The organism is Pseudoalteromonas sp. CR1 (genome assembly GCF_019392235.1).
In the GTDB taxonomy this organism is placed as follows: Bacteria; Pseudomonadota; Gammaproteobacteria; order Enterobacterales; family Alteromonadaceae; genus Pseudoalteromonas.
On sequence record NZ_JAHXRM010000019.1, the window covers coordinates 53,816 to 77,487 of the forward strand.

Annotated in this window: 20 protein-coding genes and 1 tRNA gene; 10 read left to right on the forward strand and 11 right to left on the reverse strand. The window is 39.0% G+C overall.

Annotated features, from left to right (window positions below):
* Positions 1–221 precede the first annotated feature (221 nt).
* Both KZZ04_RS15550 and KZZ04_RS15555 read right to left on the reverse strand, forming a co-directional pair.
* Positions 222–1,628, reverse strand: a complete 1,407-nt coding sequence (locus tag KZZ04_RS15550; RefSeq protein ID WP_219423125.1) for a HAMP domain-containing sensor histidine kinase — start codon at positions 1,626–1,628, stop codon at positions 222–224.
* On the reverse strand, positions 1,628–2,302 hold the full coding sequence (locus KZZ04_RS15555; RefSeq protein ID WP_058404233.1) for a response regulator transcription factor: 675 nt from the start codon (positions 2,300–2,302) through the stop codon (positions 1,628–1,630). Before KZZ04_RS15555 ends, KZZ04_RS15550 begins: the two co-directional genes overlap by 1 nt.
* A gap of 172 nt (positions 2,303–2,474) precedes the next feature.
* Here KZZ04_RS15555 and KZZ04_RS15560 point away from each other — a divergent pair, with 172 nt between their 5' ends.
* Genes KZZ04_RS15560 through KZZ04_RS15570 form a run of 3 tightly spaced genes read left to right on the forward strand, consistent with a single transcriptional unit; the run spans position 2,475 to position 6,460 of the window.
* Positions 2,475–4,430 carry an LTA synthase family protein gene (locus KZZ04_RS15560; RefSeq protein WP_138529771.1) on the forward strand — a complete coding sequence of 652 codons (1,956 nt, stop codon included), beginning with the start codon at positions 2,475–2,477 and terminating at the stop codon, positions 4,428–4,430.
* Positions 4,431–4,432: 2 nt separating this feature from the next.
* Complete coding sequence (locus KZZ04_RS15565) at positions 4,433–6,061, forward strand: phosphoethanolamine transferase (protein ID WP_138529773.1); 1,629 nt, start codon at positions 4,433–4,435, stop codon at positions 6,059–6,061.
* 12 nt (positions 6,062–6,073) lie between these two features.
* Positions 6,074–6,460: a diacylglycerol kinase gene (locus tag KZZ04_RS15570; protein WP_058551568.1), complete on the forward strand. Its 387-nt coding sequence runs from the start codon at positions 6,074–6,076 to the stop codon at positions 6,458–6,460.
* 271 nt (positions 6,461–6,731) lie between these two features.
* On the opposite strand, the gene KZZ04_RS15575 is transcribed toward KZZ04_RS15570, so the two are convergent.
* The 3 genes from KZZ04_RS15575 to KZZ04_RS15585 all read right to left on the reverse strand — a co-directional run bounded on the left by KZZ04_RS15575 (position 6,732) and on the right by KZZ04_RS15585 (position 8,536).
* Entirely contained in the window at positions 6,732–7,811 is a 1,080-nt protein-coding gene (locus KZZ04_RS15575; protein WP_138529777.1) for an endonuclease/exonuclease/phosphatase family protein, read from the reverse strand.
* Between the two features lie 23 nt (positions 7,812–7,834).
* Positions 7,835–8,200, reverse strand: coding sequence for a hypothetical protein (locus tag KZZ04_RS15580; RefSeq protein WP_058404229.1), 366 nt, complete (start codon positions 8,198–8,200; stop codon positions 7,835–7,837).
* A gap of 87 nt (positions 8,201–8,287) precedes the next feature.
* Positions 8,288–8,536 (reverse strand): TIGR03643 family protein, encoded by a 249-nt coding sequence (locus KZZ04_RS15585; RefSeq protein ID WP_219423126.1) that lies wholly within the window; start codon positions 8,534–8,536, stop codon positions 8,288–8,290.
* Positions 8,537–8,654: 118 nt separating this feature from the next.
* Here KZZ04_RS15585 and KZZ04_RS15590 point away from each other — a divergent pair, with 118 nt between their 5' ends.
* Positions 8,655–9,338, forward strand: a complete 684-nt coding sequence (locus KZZ04_RS15590) for an ABC transporter substrate-binding protein (RefSeq protein WP_219423127.1) — start codon at positions 8,655–8,657, stop codon at positions 9,336–9,338.
* A 99-nt stretch (positions 9,339–9,437) separates the two neighbouring features.
* A complete protein-coding gene (locus KZZ04_RS15595) occupies positions 9,438–11,498 on the forward strand; it encodes a TonB-dependent receptor (RefSeq protein ID WP_219423128.1) in 2,061 nt (686 codons plus the stop codon).
* A 91-nt stretch (positions 11,499–11,589) separates the two neighbouring features.
* On the opposite strand, the gene KZZ04_RS15600 is transcribed toward KZZ04_RS15595, so the two are convergent.
* From KZZ04_RS15600 to KZZ04_RS15610, 3 genes are all read right to left on the reverse strand, one after another.
* Positions 11,590–12,003 carry a GFA family protein gene (locus KZZ04_RS15600; protein WP_219423129.1) on the reverse strand — a complete coding sequence of 138 codons (414 nt, stop codon included), beginning with the start codon at positions 12,001–12,003 and terminating at the stop codon, positions 11,590–11,592.
* A gap of 108 nt (positions 12,004–12,111) precedes the next feature.
* A complete protein-coding gene (locus tag KZZ04_RS15605) occupies positions 12,112–13,401 on the reverse strand; it encodes a M20 family metallopeptidase (RefSeq protein WP_219423130.1) in 1,290 nt (429 codons plus the stop codon).
* A 229-nt stretch (positions 13,402–13,630) separates the two neighbouring features.
* Complete coding sequence (locus KZZ04_RS15610) at positions 13,631–14,632, reverse strand: fatty acid desaturase (protein ID WP_219423131.1); 1,002 nt, start codon at positions 14,630–14,632, stop codon at positions 13,631–13,633.
* Positions 14,633–14,900: 268 nt separating this feature from the next.
* Between KZZ04_RS15610 and KZZ04_RS15615 the strand changes: the two genes are divergently transcribed.
* Together KZZ04_RS15615 and KZZ04_RS15620 are read left to right on the forward strand one after the other, a co-directional pair.
* The gene (locus KZZ04_RS15615) at positions 14,901–16,031 is read left to right on the forward strand and encodes an FIST signal transduction protein (RefSeq protein WP_219423132.1); all 1,131 of its coding nucleotides are present in this window, start codon (positions 14,901–14,903) and stop codon (positions 16,029–16,031) included.
* Between the two features lie 12 nt (positions 16,032–16,043).
* Positions 16,044–17,948, forward strand: a complete 1,905-nt coding sequence (locus KZZ04_RS15620; protein ID WP_138529789.1) for an EAL domain-containing protein — start codon at positions 16,044–16,046, stop codon at positions 17,946–17,948.
* Positions 17,949–18,054: 106 nt separating this feature from the next.
* Here KZZ04_RS15620 and KZZ04_RS15625 read toward each other — a convergent pair.
* Positions 18,055–18,139: transfer RNA gene (locus tag KZZ04_RS15625), tRNA-Leu, on the reverse strand.
* 326 nt (positions 18,140–18,465) lie between these two features.
* Here KZZ04_RS15625 and KZZ04_RS15630 point away from each other — a divergent pair.
* Positions 18,466–18,966 (forward strand): RDD family protein, encoded by a 501-nt coding sequence (locus KZZ04_RS15630; protein WP_058405107.1) that lies wholly within the window; start codon positions 18,466–18,468, stop codon positions 18,964–18,966.
* An 82-nt stretch (positions 18,967–19,048) separates the two neighbouring features.
* On the opposite strand, the gene lptG is transcribed toward KZZ04_RS15630, so the two are convergent.
* The gene (gene lptG / locus KZZ04_RS15635; RefSeq protein WP_219423133.1) at positions 19,049–20,116 is read right to left on the reverse strand and encodes an LPS export ABC transporter permease LptG; all 1,068 of its coding nucleotides are present in this window, start codon (positions 20,114–20,116) and stop codon (positions 19,049–19,051) included.
* Complete coding sequence (gene lptF / locus KZZ04_RS15640; protein WP_058405109.1) at positions 20,113–21,225, reverse strand: LPS export ABC transporter permease LptF; 1,113 nt, start codon at positions 21,223–21,225, stop codon at positions 20,113–20,115. The genes lptG and lptF overlap by 4 nt, the downstream gene beginning before the upstream one ends.
* Before the next feature lie 309 nt (positions 21,226–21,534).
* Here lptF and pepA point away from each other — a divergent pair, with 309 nt between their 5' ends.
* On the forward strand, positions 21,535–23,046 hold the full coding sequence (pepA, locus tag KZZ04_RS15645) for a leucyl aminopeptidase (protein ID WP_058405110.1): 1,512 nt from the start codon (positions 21,535–21,537) through the stop codon (positions 23,044–23,046).
* Between the two features lie 149 nt (positions 23,047–23,195).
* Positions 23,196–23,642: a DNA polymerase III subunit chi gene (locus tag KZZ04_RS15650; protein ID WP_058405111.1), complete on the forward strand. Its 447-nt coding sequence runs from the start codon at positions 23,196–23,198 to the stop codon at positions 23,640–23,642.
* Positions 23,643–23,672: the final 30 nt, after the last annotated feature.

Genomic DNA, 23,672 nt, shown 5'->3' on the forward strand with positions numbered 1-23,672 from the left:
GGCAGGTAAGAGTGATGAGCAAACGGTCAGCAAACTCGTTTGTGGACAAAAACGAGTTAGAGCCGAAGGACGGCTCTGTAAAATGTATAGTGATAACAACACCCTGCTAAGCCGCAGAAACGTAGTTGATTGTTTGATAGCTGCCAGTACAATTAAGTATTTAGGAGCCTCATCACATAATTGCATTCCCCAGCCTTTATTTCTATGTAGGGCTAAATAAACTAATCAGTGTTTAAGGCTAAAGAGAATGTGATTTTTCTGTCACTAACTTCTGCACTTAATTGCGCATCAATTGCTTTACTAAGCGTTTTAGCGATTGATAACCCCAATCCAAAGTTATCATTCGATGTTCTTGAAGTGTCTTTTTGCCATAAAGGGTCAAATAATTGGTCTATATCATTATCACTCAAAGGTTCAATAAGGGAGTTAGTAACTGACAAAAGTAAAAGTTTTTCTTTTGAAATCATTGTCGAAACTAAAATTTTTGAATTTAGTGGGCTGTATTGTTTAGCGTTGTTAACTAAATTGCTAATAATTGATTCGAGGGCAAACAAGTTGCTTATAATTGCTGGTGCACTCTCATTTAACTCCAAATTTACACGCGATAAATCAGTGTTTTCTAAGACTCTGGTAATAACTTGATTTAAATCACAAGCATCTTGTTTTATTAGCTTACCATCACTGTATTTATGTAATAGCAATAAGTTCGAAACGATATTTTTAAGCCGTAAACTTATTTTCAACGCTTCTGGCTTAAAATCCTCATTGAGTTCTATCTCATTTGGAAACCTGATAGCAACTTCAGCCATATTAATCAATTCGGCAATGGGCGTTTTTATTTCATGGGCAATATCGGATGTAAGTCGCTTTTCCCTTAGGTAAAGTTGTCTATTCTCTTTAATAAAGGCGTTTAAACTTTCAACAATAGGCAAGAGTTCTTGAACTGGCTCTTGTATAAATATCTGTGAACCTTCACTGGTAATACTTAACTGACTAATATCTTGGTTGAGTTTAATTAATGGCGCAAGTGATGTATCTATCGCCTTCCTGACAAATAATCGAATAAATACAATAACTGCAATTGTGGTCACTATAAAAATAACGTCAATCAACCAAAGTACAAAATCAACTTCCTCAGAAGACGCTGCATAAGCTAAAGTCAGTGGCTCATCATTTGTTTTTTTATGTGTATCTTCTGATGTATTGTCTTTTCCTTTTGGTATAAAACGACTATAAAACACTCGACCATCTCGGCCATCAGGTAATTGTAAAAGGCGTATTTTTGATTCGCCAATCTCCAAGTCTTCAAATGGTAAGTTTTTAACCTCAAATAAATCTAAACTTTTGGAGCGAGTGAAAGTGCCTTCTTTGCTCCATATTTGAAAGTACTCAGGCTCTATTTCCCCTGCAAACTCAGGCATAAACTCACTAGAAAAGTTAAACGAAAAACCTTCATTAGTTTTATGTACTAAGGTCATTAACATACCTGCTTTTGATTGCAGGCTGCGATCAAACTCATTATCTATCCAACTATCAACAGCAATGTCGGTTGCCAACAAAATGCATAAAACAAAGCTAGTTATAGTTACCGAGAGTGTAACAACTAATTTACTGCGAATAGATTTCATTATTGTCCTTGTACAATATAACCAAAACCACGTTTGGTTTGAATTGGCAGCTCCCCTCCTGCAACTCTTACTTTTTTGCGAGCAGATGATAAATGGGCTTCAATCGAGTTCTTTGATATCAAATCATATTGCCCTGCAAGGTAGGTACTTAGCTTTTCTGCACTAAACACTTTATTTTGATTGCTAAATAAACATTCGACGATTTTGTACTCATTGGGTGTTAAGTCAATAACATTGTCAGCAACTTTTAGCAGTTTTAACTGTAAATTCAGTGCTAAATTATCAATGGTTATGATATCACTCATCATCTTCAATCCTCCACGGCGCATTAAATTTAGCAGTCGAGCGTGGAGCTCATCAAATGAAAAGGGTTTAGTCAGATAATCATCCGCTCCTGTTAAAAGCCCTAAAACACGGTCTTCAGGTTCTTGCTTAGCTGACAAAATTAAGACTTTAGAATCAAGCTGTTTGGTTCTTATGGTTTGCAATAAAGTAATACCATCGATACTCGGTAACATAATATCAAGTATTATAAGCTCATACCCACCTGTCATCGCCATACTCAGCCCTTGTGCACCATCACCGGTGTCATCAACCGCAAAGCCTAGATTTGCTAAGCCAATTCGTAAACTACGCCTTAGTGACGCTGAATCTTCAATTATTAATAACTTCATGTGTTACTCATTCACCTGAAATGCAACTTCATCATTAGGTTACGCCATATAGCTTAAGTTTTACTTAAGACTTGCTTAAGTTTCCATAGTTTAGCCAATATTAAGTTTAGACTCAGGATTTCTTAAGTTTCGGTTTTTAGTATTGCTGCAATTATTAAGATCGAGCACAACTATGACAGCAAATACTTCCGTTTTAAAACCCTTGTTGCGTTTTACTATTATATTGATATCAATCTTTATAACTTCCCGCATTGCTTTATTGTTTTGGCAACATTCAAGATTAAATGATGGTGATATTTGGCCGATCATATCAGGAGCAATCAGAATAGACTTAAGTAGCATTGGATACTTAGCAACTATTGGGGTTTTTATACTGATACTGAATGTAGTTGCACGCCATAAAACAGAGCTTTTCCAGCGTATTTTTACACTTTACGGTAGCAGCGTTGTAACTGTAGTTGTTATTGTTGAAGCATCAACACCTGCATTCATCAATCAATATGATGTAAGGCCTAACCGATTATATATTGAATACCTTGATTACCCACAAGAAGTCTTCTCAATGTTAGTGCATGGCCATCTTTTTGCAATGCTAAGTACATTGCTTTTGGCCTCGTTAACAAGCGTTTATAGCTATCGCCTTTTATGCAGGGCATTCACACAACCACAGTCACTGAAAAAAGCATCCAATTTACCCATTCTAATGGCTGCTTTAATAATCTGCTTATTTGCTGCTAGAGGTACATTGAGCCACCGGCCGCTTAATCCTGCATTAGTCTATTTTTCTCAAGATTCACTAGTAAACTCACTTGTTCTTAACTCCACTTACAGTGTTGCGTTTGCGCTGAAAAACATGGGTAACGAAAAAAGTGCCAGTAATTTGTATGGCACAATGCCTCGTCAACAAATTATAGATACGGTCAAAAAGGCTTCTTATCGAAAACAGTTTGTCACCGGAAATATTCCAACCTTGGCGCACAACAAGCCTTTTGTGTCTGGTGTTAAAAAAAACTTAGTTATAATACTTGAGGAAAGTTTAGGTGCCCGATTTGTTGGGGAACTTGGTGGGTTAGATATTACGCCTGAACTTGATGAGCTTTATCAACAAGGGTGGGGATTTGACAACCTTTATGCTACGGGCACGCGATCCGTAAGAGGTATTGAAGCAATTACCACAGGTTTTACACCATCACCATCTCGCTCGGTAGTTAAACTATCTAAATCGCAGCATAACTTTTTTTCACTAGCGGATGTATTGAGTCAAGAAGGTTACAAAACACAGTTTATCTACGGCGGTGAAAGCCATTTTGACAATATGAAAAGCTTTTTTCTAGGAAACGGGTTTAACGATATTGTTGACATCAACCATATTGAAAATCCCCAGTTTATCTCCTCTTGGGGGGTAAGTGATGAGGACTTATTCAATCAAGCAGATAAAGAACTGACTAAATTAAGTAATTCGACAGAGCCATTTTTTAGTCTTGTATTTACTTCTAGTAATCACGATCCGTTTGATATACCACAAGGCAAAGTATCGCTACCCAAAGGGCATAACCCTGAAAACTATAAGCGTGATCTTGCAATTAAGTATGCCGATTACGCACTAGGGAAATTTATAAATAAAGCAAAAACACGGTCGTACTGGGAAAACACCGTATTTTTGGTTGTGGCAGACCATGATGTGCGTGTTTTTGGCTCTGAACCTGTCCCTTTGAAGTCTTTTCATATACCCGCTGTTATTTTAAACAGCGATATGAAAAGTAAACGCGATCCAAGACTCGTTAGTCAAATTGATCTACCTGTTACATTGTTGTCACTTTTAGGAATTGACCAAGCAACCCCTATGCTGGGCTTTGATCTAACTAAAAGTTACCCAGTTGAACGTGCAATGATGCAGTACTACGACAATTTTGCATACCTAGAAAATGAACGCGCTGTCATCCTAATGCCAAATCAACAAACCAGCTATTGGCGCTATAACAAACAAACCAAAATACAAGAAAAAAATGAACAGCAAAACGCAGATCAAACGTTAGCTGAAAAGGCACTCGCTCATGTGTTATTTAGCAACTTAGCTTACACCGAGCAGCTTTATCGTTTAGCTAATAAAAATAGCGATAAGGAATAATTATGAAAATTGCTTTTAAAAGATTTTGTATTTCGTCTTGGCAAGTAAGTTACAGCCAATTTGTTTGCTTAGTTTCAATGTATATCGTTATCGCATTTAATGGCTTGTTTTTATACAATACTTTTATGGCTGCAACACAGTCAGGGCATATAAATTGGCTTTTTATCGCGTCAATCCCTCTATTGCTTTTCTCATTGACTGTTTTAGTTTTAAGTTGGTTGTCCTTAATTACTTTTGTTAAACCTATACTTCTATTTAGTGTTTTAGTTTGCTCATTGTTGTTTTATTCAACACTTAACTATGGCGTTATTTTTGACAAAAGCATGTTACAAAATATCGTTGAAACAAATTCAGGTGAAGCATTTTCATATTTAAACTTTCAGCTTGTGTTATTTATTGTTTTATTGGGAGTTGTACCTACTTACTTATTTTCCAAGTTCACAATTATAGGGAGTTTTAGAGCACGTTTAAAAAGCTTTGCAAAGCTAAATCTACTTGCTTTGCTCTGTTGTGCCTTAATAGTAGTAACTTTTTATAAAGAATACGCTTCTGTTGGGCGTAACAACCGACAAGTAACAAGTTATATCACCCCGTTTTCATTCTATACAGCGGGTTATAAATACCTGAGGGATAATTACTTTTATCCACCATTACCTTTCAAGGTACTCGATAAATTGCCCAGTTTAAAAAATAAAACGAGCACTTCGCTAACAGTAATGGTTGTCGGGGAAACAGCTCGGGCGGCTAACTTTTCACTACAAGGCTATAGTAGAGCAACGAATGCTTATACTCCCAAGTTAGGCGTAAAGTATTTTAGTGATGTTTCATCATGTGGAACTGCGACGGCTATTTCAGTCCCCTGTATGTTTTCACGACTGAACCGCAAAGAATATGATTCTCGGCTTGCTAGTAGTCAAGAGAATGCTCTAGACATAATTCAACGTAGTGGTGTTGAAGTAACATGGATTGATAATAACAGCAGCTGTAAAGGAGTGTGTGCTCGCATCAAATCGGACAACATTGAGCCGAATAAAGAAGATCCGTTATGTGATGGTCATTACTGTTTTGATGAAATATTAGTTACGAAACTAGCAGACAAGATAGCTACTAGTAACGCTAAACATAAATTGGTTGTTCTACATATGATAGGCTCACATGGACCAACTTATTATCGTCGTTACCCTGAACACGAGAGTTTGTTTAAACCTGATTGCTCTCGAAGCGATATTCAGAACTGTAGTACAACTGAACTAACAAACACATATGATAATACTATCGCATACACAGACAAGGTGTTGAGCCAGTTGATAAAAGTATTACAAACAAGTAACGAAACGAAGAAGTCACTTCTATATGTGTCAGATCACGGTGAGTCACTTGGTGAGAAAGGTTTATACCTTCACGGGTTTCCATATGCATTAGCACCAAGCGAGCAAACCCATATTCCAATGATTTTTTGGAGTAATAAACTCGCTAACTCTAAATTTAATCATTGTATTGAGTTACAACGCTCAAAAGTATTTTCACACGACAATATTTTTGACACTTTACTTGGCTTAACTCAAGTAAGCAGCAGTCAATACCAACCTGAATACGATATTTTTAACGCCTGTAAGGCCCTAAGTCTATAAAGAGAGTTTCCAATGCAATTTGATAGTGCAAATAAGCCGTCAGGTATTAATCGAGTAGTTTTAGCTTTTAAAAATTCACAGCGTGCATTTAAATGGCTTGCTAAAAATGAAGCCGCTTTTAAACAAGAGCTTTTTTTACTCGCTTTATCGCTAACTATTATTTCGATTTGGCAGATAGGTATTTACGAAAAGGTCATGCTACTAATCTCTGTTTTATTTGTGATATTCGCAGAGGTTGTTAATACAGCAATAGAAGCAACAATAGACAGAGTTGGCTTAGAGATTCATCCATTGTCAGGTCTCGCTAAAGATTTAGGCTCCGCAGCAGTATTAATTGCGCTATTGATATGTTCATTCGTCTGGATTTCTGTATTTATAAGCTATATTGGTTATTTTTAAAATTTATCCAATCTCAATGATCGCTTATCGCTCAATTGCGACCGTCGCCTAAACTCGTTTTAGGGCAGAAACGAGTTAAACCTGGAAGGCAACTCCACGCCCTGAGCCACTCGACAACATAAAATATTGATTATAACTGGCAAGGTATTTTACTGTGTCGGATGGCGCTTCGCTTGTCCGACCTACACTAGCTGATGAAGTATCATGAATCAAGCCTGAGCGTTCAAGTTAAAACGTATTCAACTAACAGCTAAAAACTAATAGCTAACAGCTAGCTCTTCTCAAACCTTGGCACCTTTCGCTTATCGGCTTTGCTCATAGTCAGTTCTGCTACTTCCTCTTGCTTTAACTTGTCGGGTTTGTCCTCTAATGACTGCTGATTGGCATTTTCATAAGAAAGCTCGGTAAGCAGCGCAAAGTGGTCTGAGCCATATTTTGCGAGGCGCTTAATACGTTTTACTTTGAACCCTTGGCTATGAAATAGATGATCGAGCGGCCAGCGCATAAAAAAGTAACCAGCATGGAATGTGTTATAAAAACCGCGACCTTTACGGGGATCTAAAAAGCCACTTATTTGCATAAATAAACGTGTGCTGCGCGACCAAGCTACATCATTTAAATCGCCCGCTACAATGGTTGGGCGAGTTGGATTTTTTACCGCTTTGGCAACCATGATTAATTCGCTATCACGCGGACGCGATGAATCTTCTTCAGTTGGGCTAGGTGGTGCGGGGTGAATAAAGTGCCCCTGCATTTTTAGGCCTTCGTCGTTTTCAAATAAAATATGAATTGAAGGAATATCATCTTCAATGAGCTCACATATTTGGGCATCGAGTAATTTAAATTTGCTGTATAAATGCATGCCATAGCGGTTGTCTTTCGGGCATTCTATATAGTAAGGGTAATCTTTTTTAAGCACCGATAACTTTTCTTCCCACCAGCTATCGCTTTCAAGGGTAATGAGTAAATCAGGTTTATGCTGATTCACCAACGTTATTAGTTGCTCGCTATTGTGATTCGACATAAGCACATTTGCCGACATTATTCTTATGCTGTGCTGGCTACTTTTACTTGCGCTTTGTACTTCTTTTTTTGCAAGCCAAGTATAAGGAAAAATCCACTTCCCTTGTAATATCATAATAATTAAGGCTACGATCGTAATAAAAGCATAGTGTGTATTACTGTTTAACCATAATAAAAATAACGCGCTAACAAATATAAAACTAGCAATATAAAACACCTGTAAGCGGACAAAGTCGCAACTTCTAACCAAGTAGTGTTGGCTGTATGACATAGGTAGTAAAGTTACCAGTAAAAAAAAGCCAGTAGTTACAGCCAACAATGTAAGCATTACTTAAATCCCTTTAAATTAATTTAGCGACTCAAAATTGATAAGATTTCTCGTGTGTCGTGTACTAAGTGAATAATTTTACGGTCGATTTCAATACTTACAGTACCATTATTTTTCGAACGTTCAACAACTCTACCACGTTTGTATATATCAACTTCTAAAATGTCACCGGTATAGTAACGCTTACTTTTACCAGGTGGGGTCCACCCTGCACGAAGTAGCTGCTTTTTCTCTTTTTTAGAAAGAGAGTTATGATCATGATGCTTGTGTTTTTTATGGCCAACCTTTTTACCTTGGTGCTGACCATAATTATTTTTGTTTGGTTTAGCCTGTGCACCAACTGATGCCAGCGCAAGTGTGATGAGTGCGGTATAAATAACTGCTTTCATGGATATCTCCAGTGCTAATAGTCATCTAAGACTAACAAGCTAGGATGAACATCAAATGAAATAGCCCTTAAATTTAAACTTACGGTGTTAACGGTGTTTATACTGAGTTTTACAGTGGCTGCGCATAATAGCGGGATAGCGTAACTTTAAGTGCTTAGTTTTACGCCCTGCGTGGCGCTTACGCCACACTTTAAAGCTTCCCTTAGAAATATGATCTCGCATAAAAACGACAAGCTGAGGGTATTTTAATCCGTATAATTGTTCAATGGCTTCGAAGGGCGTTCTGTCTTCCCATGCCATTTCTATGATGCGTGATTGCTGCTCTGCGTCAAACATAATGCCTTCCAAAAATGTTTATATACGCGTTAAAAATACGCAAAGATCATCAATTTCATGAGTCACTTTAAAATTAAAAAATAGGTTATATACTTAAAAGAAAATGGATTTGATAGTTATGCGCTTTATTTTATTAATCTTCGCTTTAACGGCGTCATCGTTAGCCTTTGCCGAACCAGGTAAAACATTGCGCTGCGTTACAACTCACTACCCGCCTTATACTATTTTCGACGAGCAAAAAAACACATTTACAGGCTCAGACATTGATCTGATAAATTACTTAAAGCAAAGCTTAGGTTTAAACATTAAAGTAATACACTTACCCTGGGCACGTGTAAAAAAAGAAATGATCCTAAACTATTACGACTGTTATTTTTCCTTGGCGACAAATACACTGCGCGAAAAACATTTAGAGTTTACTCAGCACCCTACACATGTCACCAAGTTGGGACTGTTTGCTTTAAATAAAAACTCGCTAAATAACGAAGACTTTTCTCACACTAGAATAGCTATGCTCCGAGGCGTTGCCTTACCTAATGAAATAGCTGATAAGTACAAAATATTGCCTAAAAATATAATACATTCACTTTCAACATCAGATTCATTTAAATTATTAGAAAAAAAACGCGTCGATTATGTAATCACCAATTATCAGGCTGGTCTTTGGTTTGCTAAAAATAATACAGGCATTTATGCTCGCCAGTTTGATGAATCTAGCTTGCCTGTTTATATTGCATTCAAACCAGGTGTCGTCGATATAAACATAATTAATGAGCAAATTAAACGCTTTAATGGCCGCTAATTGGTTAACGTTAGTATGTGCTTTAACGCAACAAGTTTAAATGCATACAAAAACCACATATCATCAACCTAAGCTATTTTCACAACGTTTTAGGTATGTATGAAATATTATTGTTTACCGCTGATTTTGCCGTTTAGCCAAGCTGTTTTTGCCGATCAGAAAAGCACAGACCCAATTGAAGTTATTACCACTACAGCATCAAGGGTAGAAGCACTTTCTACCCCCCTTCCATTGTCGATCTCTACATTAACCGAGGCGCAACTTAATAGTATTGCACCTACTCATATTGAAGAAGCCCTACAACGCGTTGCTGGCGCTAATATACAACGCGGCAATGGCCAAGAATATTTACCTGCGCTTCGCTCCCCGGTTTTATCAGGTGCCGGCGCATGTGGTGGTGTGTTAACTCTAGAAGATGGTATTGCCCTTCGGGCTGCGGGCTTTTGTAATATAAACGAGCTATTTGAAGCGCATAGCGAAATGGCAAAGCGTATTGAAGTATTAAAAGGCCCGGGGTCTGCGCTTTATGGCTCTAACGCTGTGCATGGTGTTATTAACGTAATAACGCCCGATACCACCCAGGGTGACGGTTTATTAGGCTTAGATTATGGCTCATACGGTTACGCACGCGTTAAATTACGCGCAGGAAAAGACTATGGCAACAGTGGTATTGGCATAAACGCTAGCATTACTGACGACACCGGGTATCGTGATGATGAAAGTGTTAAGCAGCAAAAAGTAAACATTCGTCATCGTTTAGAGCGTGATAACGTATTGCTTACGTCGGGTATCACATACACACATTTAGACCAGCAAACGGCTGGTTTTATTACAGGGTTCGAAAGCTATAAAAATGAAGATATAGCACAGCAAAACTTTGACCCTGAGGCATTTAGAAAGGCAACCTCCTTGCGTGCATGGAGTAATGCAACATGGCAATTAGCCAATAACGATGTGCTTTCTACCACTGTGTATATGCGCGACCAAAACATGGACTTTTTTAAGCACTTTTTGCCGGGCACGCCGCTTGAAAAAAACAGTCAAACAGGTATTGGAATTCAATCGCTTTATCAGCACCCTATAAATAATAACGTAACTATAAACTTAGGCTTAGATGGCGAGTATACCCAAGCCTCATTTTTACAAAGTCAAAATGAGGCAACGCAAGGATCTGCATTTTTAGTCGCTACCGTGCCACAAGGTAAGCATTATGATTACGATGTTAATGCGACCCTCTATGCACCATTTGCATCACTAGATTGGCAATTAAATAAATGGCTGATAACCGCAGGGGTGCGTTACGAACACATGCAATACGACTACACAAACAATATGCTTGCGGGCAGAACAAAAGAAGACGGCAGCGAGTGTGGGTTTGGTGGCTGTAGGTACAGCCGCCCTGCCAGCACTGAAAATAGCTTTAGCAATGCCTCGCCTAAGCTTGGAATAAGTTACCAGTACAACACTAATAACATGTTTTACGCTAACTTTTCTCGTGGTTACCGAGCGCCACAAGCTGCAGAGTTGTACCAACTACAACGTATGCAAACCACGACTGATTTAAATGAAGAAATAGCCAACAACGCCGAATTTGGTTTAAAAGGAATATACAGTAAACTTAGTTACGGCTTATCTATCTATGCCATGAGCAAACACAATACTATTTACCGCGATAGCGACTTTTTTACTGTAAATGATGGCAGCTCTCGCCATAGAGGGGTTGAACTTGAGCTTGATTATCAATTAACAAATAATGTGTCGGTTAACTTTGCAGGCACACATGCCAAACACAGTTACACAAATGATCAGATAATTAGTGGCTTAAACATAAATGGCAACGACATAGATACGGCGCCTCGCAACATCGCAAACCTCGATGTTACTTGGCAAGCGCTTAGTAATGCACGGTTTGCATTACAGTGGCATCATGTTGGAAACTATTACACAGACCCCGAAAACTTAAATAAATACGAAGGCCACTCAGTTTTAAGTTTTAGAGCCCAATGGCAAGTAACTAAAAATGTTGAGGTTTTGGCTCGCATTATTAACCTAACCGACGAAGACTATGCTGAGCGAGCTGATTACACCAGTTTTACTGGCGATAGATACTTCCCGGGTAAACCACGCAATGCAATGTTATCGGCATCGTATACTTGGTAAATAAAGCTTATTTAAACAAAGCGACTTATATACGCTGTAAGTCGTTTTGTTTTTTTATTACAAGCATACGTTTAATCAAGCATTTACAGGACTAATTTTGTGGAGTGCTATCAAATGCATCAACATGATGTAAATCATCAAGCCAAGGCAGTGCTGACTTCGTCCAAATTTGTATTGAAGGTTTAAATAAATCACGTTGAGCAATCGCCCCTATGCGTAGCCCATATATGCGATCGATAGGTGACTCATTTGTTGCATAAAGTGATGTGCCGCAATTGGCACAAAAACCTTGCGCTCGCTTATTGCCACTTTGCGCTGTTTTTATATACTCTTTAGGTTGCCCTTTTGTAAAATTAACCGAATTAAGCTCTGCAATTACAACGGCTCTAAATGGGCCACTCGACATGCGTTGGCAATCACTACAGTGGCACACTACTACATTATTATTTTGTGACGTGGCCTCGTAAGTTATATCGCCACAAAAACAGCTTCCTGTAATTTTCATATAGTAACCCTCTAACTTAGTTCTATAAAACCTTCACATATATTTACGTACTGTACTTAAAGTACATTGAGTTAGCTTATGACTTTCACTAACTCAATTCTTAGGAGTCTACTTTTTACTTTCTAAGTAATCGACCGCTAACTGGCTCAATGCTTTAGTGCCTACTTTAAATGATGACTCATCAGCATAAAAATAAGGTGAGTGATTACTTGGTACCGTTTTTAAATCTTGGCTATTTGGCGTACCACCTAAAAATACAAATACACTGGGGATTTCTAATGCATAAAACGAAAAGTCTTCTGCACCAGTAATTTTATCCATTTCCACTACGTTACTTTTACCCGCCGCTTTTGCAAGGGTTGGTAGCATCTGTGCAGTAAGGGCCGGGTTATTAACCGTTACCGGGTAGCCTTCGTGAATATGTACATCGGCTGTTGCTCCCGACGACTTAGCAATATGTGTAGCCGTTGTTTTTATTTTTTCAAAAATCTGTGCTCTATTATTCATGTCAAAATTGCGAATAGTACCTACCATTTCAACTTTTTCAGGAATTATATTGTTACGCACCCCACCTGCTATTTTGCCAAACGAGACTATTGCTGGCTCTTTGGTTATGTTTACTTGGCGGCTCACAATATGATTAACGCCCGTTACTATTTGTGCAGCTGCTGCAATAGGATCTACACCCGTCCAAGGAGCTGATCCATGCGCTTGTCGGCCATTAACCGTTATTTCAAACCGGTCAGAACTTGCCATAGCTGGGCCGCTTCGATAACCAATTTTTCCCGTATGTAGGCTCGATGTTATGTGAAGACCAAATGCCACGTCGGGTTTATATTTAGTAAATATCCCCTCTTTTAGCATTAACTCTGCACCACCTTCTTCACCTATGGGTGCGCCTTCTTCTGCAGGCTGAAACAAAAACATAATATTACCGTGAAGCTCGCTTTTCATATCGGCCAATACTTGTGCTGCCCCCATCAACATGGCGACATGCGTGTCATGCCCGCAGGCATGCATAACCCCCACATCTACACCGCGGTAGTTTGTTGTTTTTGTTGATTTAAAGGGTACATCTGTTTTTTCGGTTACAGGCAGTGCATCCATATCAGCACGTAACATTACTGTAGGCCCCGGTTTTGCGCCTTTTAAAATACCCACTACGCCGGTGTAAGCAATGTTAGTTTGTACTTGCATACCCAACGACTTCAAATGTTTAGCCACAATACCTGCGGTACGCGTTTCGCGGTTACCCAACTCTGGGTTTTGGTGAAAGTCGCGTCGCCATTCTATTACTTGCTGCTCTACATTTTCAACGTGCTGATCAAGGTTTGCCTTTGCGTTAAATGCACCAAACGCAGCAAGACCCAATGCCACTGAAAGTAGTGATTTTTTCATCCTATTTTCCTTTATTATTATAATGAAACCCAACAACCGATTTAGTGTTATCGAGGAATGCTGTTGAGTTATAGCCTACACCATTTTAAATACACTATCCTTAAACCGCACAGACGACATAGATTTACTCTGCGATACTAAAATTGAATTTAAATGTTAAATGTAATTAAAACAAAAAAACCAATCGCGCATACAATTGGTTTTAATAATCAAACTCAGGCTTTTTGTATTAACTAGCTTGAGGGTCGTAAGCATTTGCATTTTTTATGCTGTTAAAATCGTTAAACCGTACATTGTGCTGGCGCATTACGTCGAGGATTTTTTTGCTCAGCATTTGGCGCAGGTAAAAAGGTTGGTTTGGTACAAAGTGGTGAATAGTGTGCGTTTTACCAAAATTGAAGCAAAAAAGGTTAAACGGCATAAACAAACGGCTTGTAATTACGTGTGTTTGCTCAAGCATATTATTTACGCCGCCATAATAGTGCATGCTTGAGGTAACAAAGTTAAGCGAGCTTGAGCGCACTATATTTGGCACAATTAACACAATCATCATAAATTCAAACACATTTAAAACCTCTAACGCTAGAGCCGGGGTGCTTGCTTCAATGGGTACAAAAAAGTTAATTGTATGGAATATAATTACACTATACAAAATAATAAAATATGTAGTTGTTACTGGAAAGCCCGCATTAAACACGCTTAAAAAACTAAATCCTTTAATTTCTTTACTAAAACGTTTAGTATTAATAACTAAACTGAGTAAACCGTCCACAATAACAAGCGCACGCACAAATGGATTTTTAATGCCATTACCCACTAGGCGCTCTTCGAGATCTTGCTCCGTACCTGATGTTTTATGATGATGTAAATGCATTTTGCGGCGATACCATGGGCTAATGGTGTTTGGCCTCATTAACCAAACCGTTAACATCATAAAATTGTGAATTAAAGGCTGATTACTAAAATACTGTTTATGAATGAGGTCATGCTCAAGTTCGTGAGAAATCGAAGCCGCCATAGCTGCCAAAATAATACAAGCCCATGCAGGTATAATGGCAAGGTAATACAAAACCCCAACACCAATTAAAGCACTCAACGAGAGCAATAATATAACAAGCCCAATGGTATTTTGATGAGCAAGCAAAGGGTATTTTTGGCGAAGTACTGCCTCTTCGGCTTTTATAGCTTTAACAATTGCTTGAATATTTCGTTTGGCACTTAGCTGAGTCATATGAACGTTCTTAAAACCGTGTTGTAAACATGATACTTAATTACATTATACGCTAAAACATTTAAGTTGGATTTCATTGTATTTAAGCAAAAAATCAATTTTTAAATGTTAAGCCTAATTTCCTATCTAAAAGGGTTAAATATTTAATATATAAAATGGTAAGCACTTCAAAAGAGCGTTAATTAAACGTAACAAATGTGGATTTACCTGCATTTACCCTATAATCTATATTATAAATAACATAGTTGTACGGGAAAGCCCTTAAATTATGAACACTTTTCAATCTATTTATAAAGAAGGCAAATGGCAAACGTCGCTACCTAAAAAATCTGATGCTGCATTAGTATTTGCTTTTGGTGACAGACATGCCATGGCAACATCACACATGTTGTCTCAATTAAAATCATCTTTTCCTGAGGCTGAAATTGTAGGGTGTTCTACCAGCGGAGAAATTCAAGGTAGTGAAATACACGACGAAAGTATAGCGCTGACCGCCGTCCACTTTGAGAAAAGTCATGTTGTTGCCAAGTCAGATAATATTAGTAACTATGCCGACTCAAGCTCTTTGGGCACCGCACTTGTAAATCAATTAGATCATAATGGCTTACGTTATGTGTTTGTTGTTTCTGATGGGCAGCTTATAAACGGCAGCGAACTCATTGAGGGTATTACTGGCGCATTACCTAAAAACGTACTTGTAACTGGTGGCTTAGCGGGTGATCAGGCTCGCTTTAAAGAAACCATAGTATGGCACAACGATAACGTTACTAAAGGCCTAGTTGTTCTTGTCGGGTTTTATGGCGAAAAGTTAAATATTAGCCATGGCACGATGGGGGGGTGGAAACCATTTGGCCCTATACGCGAAATTACCAAATCAACTAAAAATACCCTTTATGAAGTAGACCACAGTCCTTCACTGGAATTGTACAAAACGATGCTAGGTGAATACGCTGACGGGCTGCCAAGCTCTGCTTTGTTATTCCCGCTATCTATGCAAGAAGTTGGTGAAGAACAATCCGTAGTCAGAACCATTTTAAGTATTGATGAAGATAAAAAAAGCATGACCTTTGCAGGTAATCTTCCTGAAGGGGCTAAATGCCAATTAATGCGCGCAAACTACGAAAATCTAATTGATGGAGCACAACAAGCGGGTGAAGCCGCCATACACATGATGGGCAGTAACCAGCCTACTCTTGCGCTTTTAGTGAGCTGTGTTGGTCGACGAATGATACTTGACCAATTAATTGAAGAAGAACTTGAAACAATCGCAGACTTACTTCCCGAGAACTGCACTAGAACCGGGTTTTACTCTTACGGCGAGTTATCGCCTCATGTTCCTTTTGGCCCGTGTCATTTACATAATCAAACCATGACACTCACCTTGCTAACTGAAGACTAAGAGGTTTACAAGTTGCATAAACTGCTAGCACGCCAGTTAAAACGGAGTAAGGTTGATGAAAGCTTCGTTCAAGAGTATACCGATATTATATCGCGGGTATCTGATGCTTATGAACAGAATGAGCGCGAAATTAATATTTTAGAGCGGTCATTATTTATTACGTCCAATGAATTAAATGAACGCAATGATTTACTTAAAAACCAGCTTAATGAGCTTTCAGATACACAGCAACAATTAGAACATTCAATTAGTGTGCTCAATGCAACATTTGACGCTATAGGCGAACAAGTTACTGTGCTAGACCTAAAAGGTAACGTTGTGAGCGCCAATATAATGGCCAGAGAGTTCTTCGAGCGCTTTAATTTAGACGCATATAATTACTTTAGCCAAATAGATAAAGTAATAAAAAAAGGCAACAAAAGCGCCGACATTATCGCGCAATTAAAAGCAGACTCAAAACAGACATTGAGTGGCGAGTTTGAATCTATCGACGACAAACATTATAGTTACCGCTCACTCCCTCAGCTTAAAAATGGCCAACTTATTGGTCGTGTTTTTTGTATTCGTAATATTAGCGTTGAAAAAGAACATGAAGAAATCATTCATTTTCAAGCCTACCATGACGCCCTAACTGGATTAGCAAACCGTCAATTATTTATGGACCGCCTTGAGCATTCATTAACGCTTGCTAGACGTGATGACTCGATGACCGCAGTGCTCTTTTTAGACTTAGACAACTTTAAGCGAGTTAACGACACTGAAGGACATAAGGGCGGGGACGAACTACTAATTAAAATGGTAGAGCGTATTAACCACCGTTTAAGAGAGCAAGACACACTTGCACGAATAGGTGGAGATGAGTTTGTAATACTTGTTGAGCTTGTTAAGTCAAAAAATAATATTGAAAACCTTTGTGACGCATTGTTAGAAACAATAAGTAAAGAGTTTATTATAAATGGGCGACCTCAATATGTATCATCAAGCATTGGAATTGCACTGTACCCACAAGATGGTATTACGCCCGACTCCTTACTGAGTAACGCCGATATGGCGATGTATGATGCAAAAAATAATGGCAAAAATGCATACCGTTTTTATCACAGAAAACTAGAAGCGCATGCCCGTGAACAAATGGATATTGAGCGCGAACTTCGTAAAGCGATAAATAACCAAGAATTAGAAATATATCTTCAGCCTAAAATAGGTTTAGACTGCAATCAAATTTTAGGAGCAGAAGTTTTGATGCGCTGGTTTACGGCTAGCGGAGAGTCTGTACCGCCCGATTTATTTATTCCTATTGCTGAATCAACCGGGTTAATAAAAAAAATAGGTGAATTTGCTATTAGCTCGGCTATATCGCTATTAGAACAATGGCAAAAAGAGAACATAACGCCTTTAAAACTTGCGGTTAACTTATCAATTATTGAGTTTCAGGATGAGCACTTTATTGATTACATTATTGAAAGCATCTCGAATTCAACAATTAGTGGCAATCAATTAATTATTGAGTTGACTGAATCTATTTTTATGGAAAATAAAGAGAAGATGAGTAAAACCATGCATAAGCTAAAACACTATGGTGTTGCGTTTGCGCTGGATGACTTTGGTAAAGGTTACTCCTCTTTTAGTTATTTACAGTTATTACCTATCGATTATTTAAAAATAGACAAATCGTTTTTACAAAATGTAATCACTGATGAACAAAGCGCCGCCATTGCCAAATGTATTATCGATATCGGTCATAATTTGGATTTAGCTATTATTGCAGAGGGAATAGAGGATCAAGAAACGCTCGATTACGTATCAAAGGCACAATGCGAAATGGCGCAAGGATTTTTTATGTACCGCCCTATGCCTTCTGATTCATTTACAAAACTAATACAAAAACAGCCCACTCAAAGCGATATGACCATTTAAAATTTAATGCATCATATTTTAAAATATCATCTTGAGTGCCGAGTCCGTAATCACAAATTTCAGACATAAAAAAACCCCTGCTAAATCTAGCAGAGGTTATAAAAAGTGGTACCAGCGGCCGGACTCGAACCGGCACTCCTTTCGGAAGGGGATTTTGAATCCCCCATGTCTACCAATTTCATCACGCTGGCATCATTTTTCTTTAACCTTCTAAACACGAGAAGATAAAGAAAAACCACTTTAGAGCTTAGGATTATTTATGTTTCCTCGTCTCTATGCCAAGCATTATACAAACAATAGGGTTAGCAGCAAGCCTTTTATTACATAAGCATGATCAACCGCTTAACATTTAGGCAACTATTAACATTTAAAAATTAAAGCACCATGCAAATAAAGTACTTTTAAAAATACGGATATTGTTTAAACCTAGAGTTAAATGATACCAACATACTATAGCACTTAGTATTTTTGCGCTTTTTTGCTAAACTAGCCACACATTAACAGTGAGAGTATTTTTATGTCGGGTGAGTTTCCACGTGCTGGTTTTTGGCGCCGTTTTGCGTCGCTTATATACGACTCTTTAGTCGTCATTTCGTTATCTATGCTAACCGCTATTTTGTACTTTGCTGCAATCCAAGTGTTAATTTCAACGGGTCTTATTGAGCAAACAGAAGGCCAAGACCCTGCTGCATTTATAGAAAATTCGCCTTTACTAGATGGCATTCGCAGTGCGTTATTTGTGGGCGTTAATGTTATCTTTTTTAGTTACTTTTGGACCAAAAGTGGGCAAACAATTGGTATGCGAGCATGGCGTTTAAGAGTGCAAACTAACGACGGTAATTTAATTAGCTGGTCGCAATCCGTTATTCGCTGTCTTGCCGCGTTACTTGGTTTAGGCAACTTAGTCGTGTTAGTTGATTTTAAAAATAAAAAAGCATTACAAGATTACTTATCTAAAACAGAGGTTGTTGCGCTTTCAAAAGAAGAGAATAAACGCATATACCGCGAGCTCGATTAGCCTGTAAATACATAATGATATAATCATTTAAAAACAAAAAGGGTGACTAATAGTCACCCTTTTTGTTTTTAAATATGAGCGCTTATACCCGTTTATTCATCAAGTAAGTCGCAAAGCCTATAAAAATAACACTAGGCAGCACGGCGCCGATTATGGCAGGTATTTGGTAAACCATTACCACAGGACCAAATATCTCGTTTGTTAAATGAAATACAATGCCTGTAACCACTCCCATGATTATACGTGCGCCCATAGTTACTGTACGTAATGGGCCAAATATAAACGAAAGCGCAACCAGTAACATAACCGCAACCGACACAGGTTGCATAAACTTACGCCAAAGAGCGAGATCGTAAGTACTGGTATCTTGCTCGTTTTGCTCTAAATAACTTAAGTACGACCATAACCCTGTAAACGATAGCGACTCGGGCTTTACAGATACAACCCCTAACTTTTCGGCGGTTAGTTGCGATGGGTAAAACTCTTCTGAATGTAGCTCAGTAGTAATTAACTCATCCGTAATAATGACTTTGTTTACATCACGTAAAAGCCACCCATCTTTTCGGCTAATTGCTTCTTTAGCTTTAGTAATTTGAGTCAGTTCAAGCGAATTATCAAAATAGTACATGTGCAAACCGTTAAGCCTACCGCTTTCGTCCACATCTTCTATATTTATAAAGTTATTTCCATCTTTTGCCCAAACCCCTTTTTGTGCGCTAAACACATCACCGCCATGTATCGCTTGGTTTCGCATTTCTTTTGCACGTAACTGTGCCTCTGGCGCGCCCCACTCGCCAAGCGCCATCATACAAATGGCCATAAACATGGCGGTTTTCATCACCGAACCAATAATTTGCAACCGCGACATACCCGCAGCTTGCATAACCACTAATTCACTATTTGAAGCAAGCGCACCAAGCCCTGTTAAGCCACCAATCAATGCAGCCATAGGAAAAAACACCACTAAATCACCAGGAATACTGTATAACGTATACAGCATGGCTGTGATCAAATCGTAACTACCACGCCCTACCGATTTTAACTGCTCAATAAATTTAATTAAGGTGCTGATCCCAACTAAAACCAACAAGGCAAAGCCTGTCGTTTGTAAAATGCTGCGCCCTAAATACCAATCGAGTGTTTTCATCATGAGCTTAGCTCCCGCTTAGTAACAACAGCTTTAAGCAAAGCACCAATTGGTCGACCTTTAATAATTAATAAGCCACCAATAAATAACGCGCTCAAGTGAATCCACCAAAGCCCAATTGACGGCGGTATTTTGCCATCTTCTATCGCAAATTTAGCGGCATTTAATAAAATAAAATACCCAAGATACAAACTGATAGCAGGTACTAATTTAGCAAATTTACCCTGACGAGGATTAACCACACTTAGCGGCACTGCTAGCAAAGTAAGAAGTGGTATAGAAAGGGGTATAGCGATACGCCACTGCCATTGAGCAATAGACTCAGGGGTGTTAATGGCGAGTAACTGATTAGTTGGCACGGCTTCTAATTTACGGCGTTGATGTTCTATTTCTTGTTCGCGAATTTGCACACTGTAGCCATCAAACTCGGTCAGGTTTAATGCAGCCGTTGTGCCGTCGGTTTCGTATCGTTTTCCATCGGTTAACACTAACTGTTGCTCACCGTTTTGCGCTTCAATTACCACGCCTTGCTCTGCGTATACTAGTCGAGCTAACTCATCGTTATCACTATTTGGCAGCTGTGCAACAAACACTTTGTTTAACTCTTTTCCACCATTCTCAATGTTATGGATAAACACTACGGCTTTTTCGTTACCTGTTTCTTGGAAACGACCAGCCCTTAGTGCTGATAGCCCTGCGTCAGCTTTAGCTTGCTCTTTTAATTGATATTCTTGTTCACTGGCCCATGGCGCTAGGTACATAGTTAATGCGCCAGCCAAAAGCGCCAAACCTGCGCTTGATATTAAAGTTACACGCACTACATACCATTCGCTCACACCACATGCTTTTAATACCGTCATTTCGCTATCGGCATAAATACGGCTATAGGCTAAAATAATGCCTAGAAATATACTCAATGGAAGAATCAGCGAGGCAAGCTGTGGTAACTTTAACGCAATCATCGACAGCACTAACTGGGCAGGAATGCTCCCCTCTGATGCGTCACCTAAAATAACCACCAGCTTTTGTGATAAAAAAATGGTCATTAAAGTTAAAAATACGGCGACCTGCGATTTTAAAACCTCAGCGGTCAAATAACGAAAAATAAGCAATGCTCGCCCCTGTTAAACTTAGTATTTCACCACAATAGTGAGTGTCGAATAGTTAAATAGCTATTTTGAACAGTTTATACCGACAAATAGGGTATTATTATAAGCCATCAAAATTAATTATCCTACCTAAGTGCAAGATATAATGTTGCATTAGTAGCCCTTAAGCATATAAAGTTCAATTACACAGTAAGAGTCGGTAAAAATCAGCTAAAATGAGTATTATCTCTACATAAGCTGAGCAGCTAATACTAGAAAATATTATTTTTGGTCTTATTTAATAGCTTAAATGACTCACAACCAGGAGCAACAATGGAATTTAGCGTAAAAAGTGGTAGCCCAGAAAAGCAACGCAGCGCATGTATAGTCGTTGGCGTTTACGAGCCACGCAGGTTATCCCCCATTGGTGAACAACTCGACAAAATCAGTGATGGTTATATTTCAAATCTACTTCGCCGTGGTGACCTAGAAGGGAAACCTGGACAAGTTTTATTATTGCATCATGTCCCTAACGTATTAAGCGAGCGTATTTTACTTGTAGGCTGTGGTAAAGAGCGCGAGCTTGATGACAAGCAATATAAACAAATTATCTCTAAAACAATAAATACCTTAAACGATACAGGCTCTATGGAAGCAGTATGCTTTTTAACAGAGCAGCACGTTAAAGGCCGAGATACTTACTGGAAAGTACGTCAGGCCGTTGAAACAACGCAAGATTGCCTATACACGTTTAATCAGCTTAAAAGTAAAAAAGTAGACCCGCGTCGTCCACTTCGTAAAATTGTATTCAACGTACCCACACGCCGCGAACTCACTATTGGCGAAAGCGCTATTGAGCATGGCTTAGCAATTGCAGCTGGCAGTAAACTATGTAAAGACGTAGCAAACATGCCACCCAATATTTGTAACCCAGCTTACTTAGGTGAACAAGCTCAAGAGCTGGCTACCAATTTTGATAACATCACCGTTGACATTATTGGCGAAGAAAAAATGGCTGAGCTTGGTATGAACTCATACTTAGCGGTTGGCCGTGGTAGTGATAACGAATCAGTGATGTCGGTTATTAACTACAAAGGTGCAAGCGATGATCAAGCGCCAATAGTACTTGTTGGCAAAGGTTTAACGTTTGACTCAGGCGGTATTTCATTAAAACCTGGCGAAGGCATGGATGAAATGAAATACGACATGGGGGGTGCCGCGGGTGTTATTGGCGCAATGCGCGCACTGGCACAAATGCAGTTGCCTATAAACGTAATAGGTATTTTAGCGGGTTGTGAAAACATGCCAAGCTCAAATGCTTATCGCCCTGGTGATATTTTAACAACGATGTCGGGGCAAACGGTTGAAGTACTTAACACCGATGCTGAAGGCCGTTTAGTATTATGCGATGCGTTAACTTACGTTGAGCGTTTTGACCCAGATACAGTCATTGACGTAGCAACACTAACAGGTGCATGTATTGTTGCATTAGGTGCGCATGCAACGGGTTTGCTTGCAAACCATAACCCCCTTGCCCACGACTTATTAAAAGCGTCTGAGCAAAGTGGCGACCGTGCATGGCAACTACCGCTATGGGACGACTATCAAGATCAACTAGAAAGCCCATTTGCTGATTTTACCAATTTAGGTGGCCGTGCGGCTGGCACAATTACTGCGGCGTGTTTTTTATCTAAGTTTACCAAAAAATATAATTGGGCACATTTAGATGTAGCAGGTACTGCATGGCGAAGTGGTGCAAATAAAGGCGCTACTGGCCGCCCTGTTCCTATGCTAACTCAGTATTTATTAAACAGAGCGGGTGTAAGCGAAGCAGCGCAAGATTAATTACCTATTTAACTAAAAATAAGGCGCCACACGGCGCCTTATTTATTTGTGTATTAATTGAAGCAAACCCCGTTATATGGCAAAATCTGCCTCTTAATTTATGTGTATTAACCTAGTACACATTCAATGTCATGGGAAAGCCCGATACAATGAACATGAACGCTAAATTTTTCGTTCTAAAGCAACAGGATGAGTCTAAAGCTCAGGCTGATGATCATTTTGCTTTGGCTGCACAAGTTGCAGCCGATCAGTATCGAAATGGGCAACGTGTTTTTATTTGTGTAAACGACAACGAAACCGCCTGCGCCATTGATGAAATAATTTGGGCATTCGACCCAGACAGTTTTGTACCACACAATTTACAAGGTGAAGGCCCCAAAGGCGGAGCCCCTGTAGAAATTGGTATTACGCCACCTGTTGGCAACCGAAAAGTTTTAATAAACTTGGCTACCCAATTACCGGATTATATTCGTCGATTTAACCAAGTTTTTGATTTTGTCCCCGTAGAACCTGCTGCTAAACAAGCAGCCCGCGAGCGTTTTAAAAAGCTACGCCAACTCGGTGCCAATCTCACCACGCAAGATATTAATAGCTAGCCACTCTGGCAAACTAACCAACTAATTTAA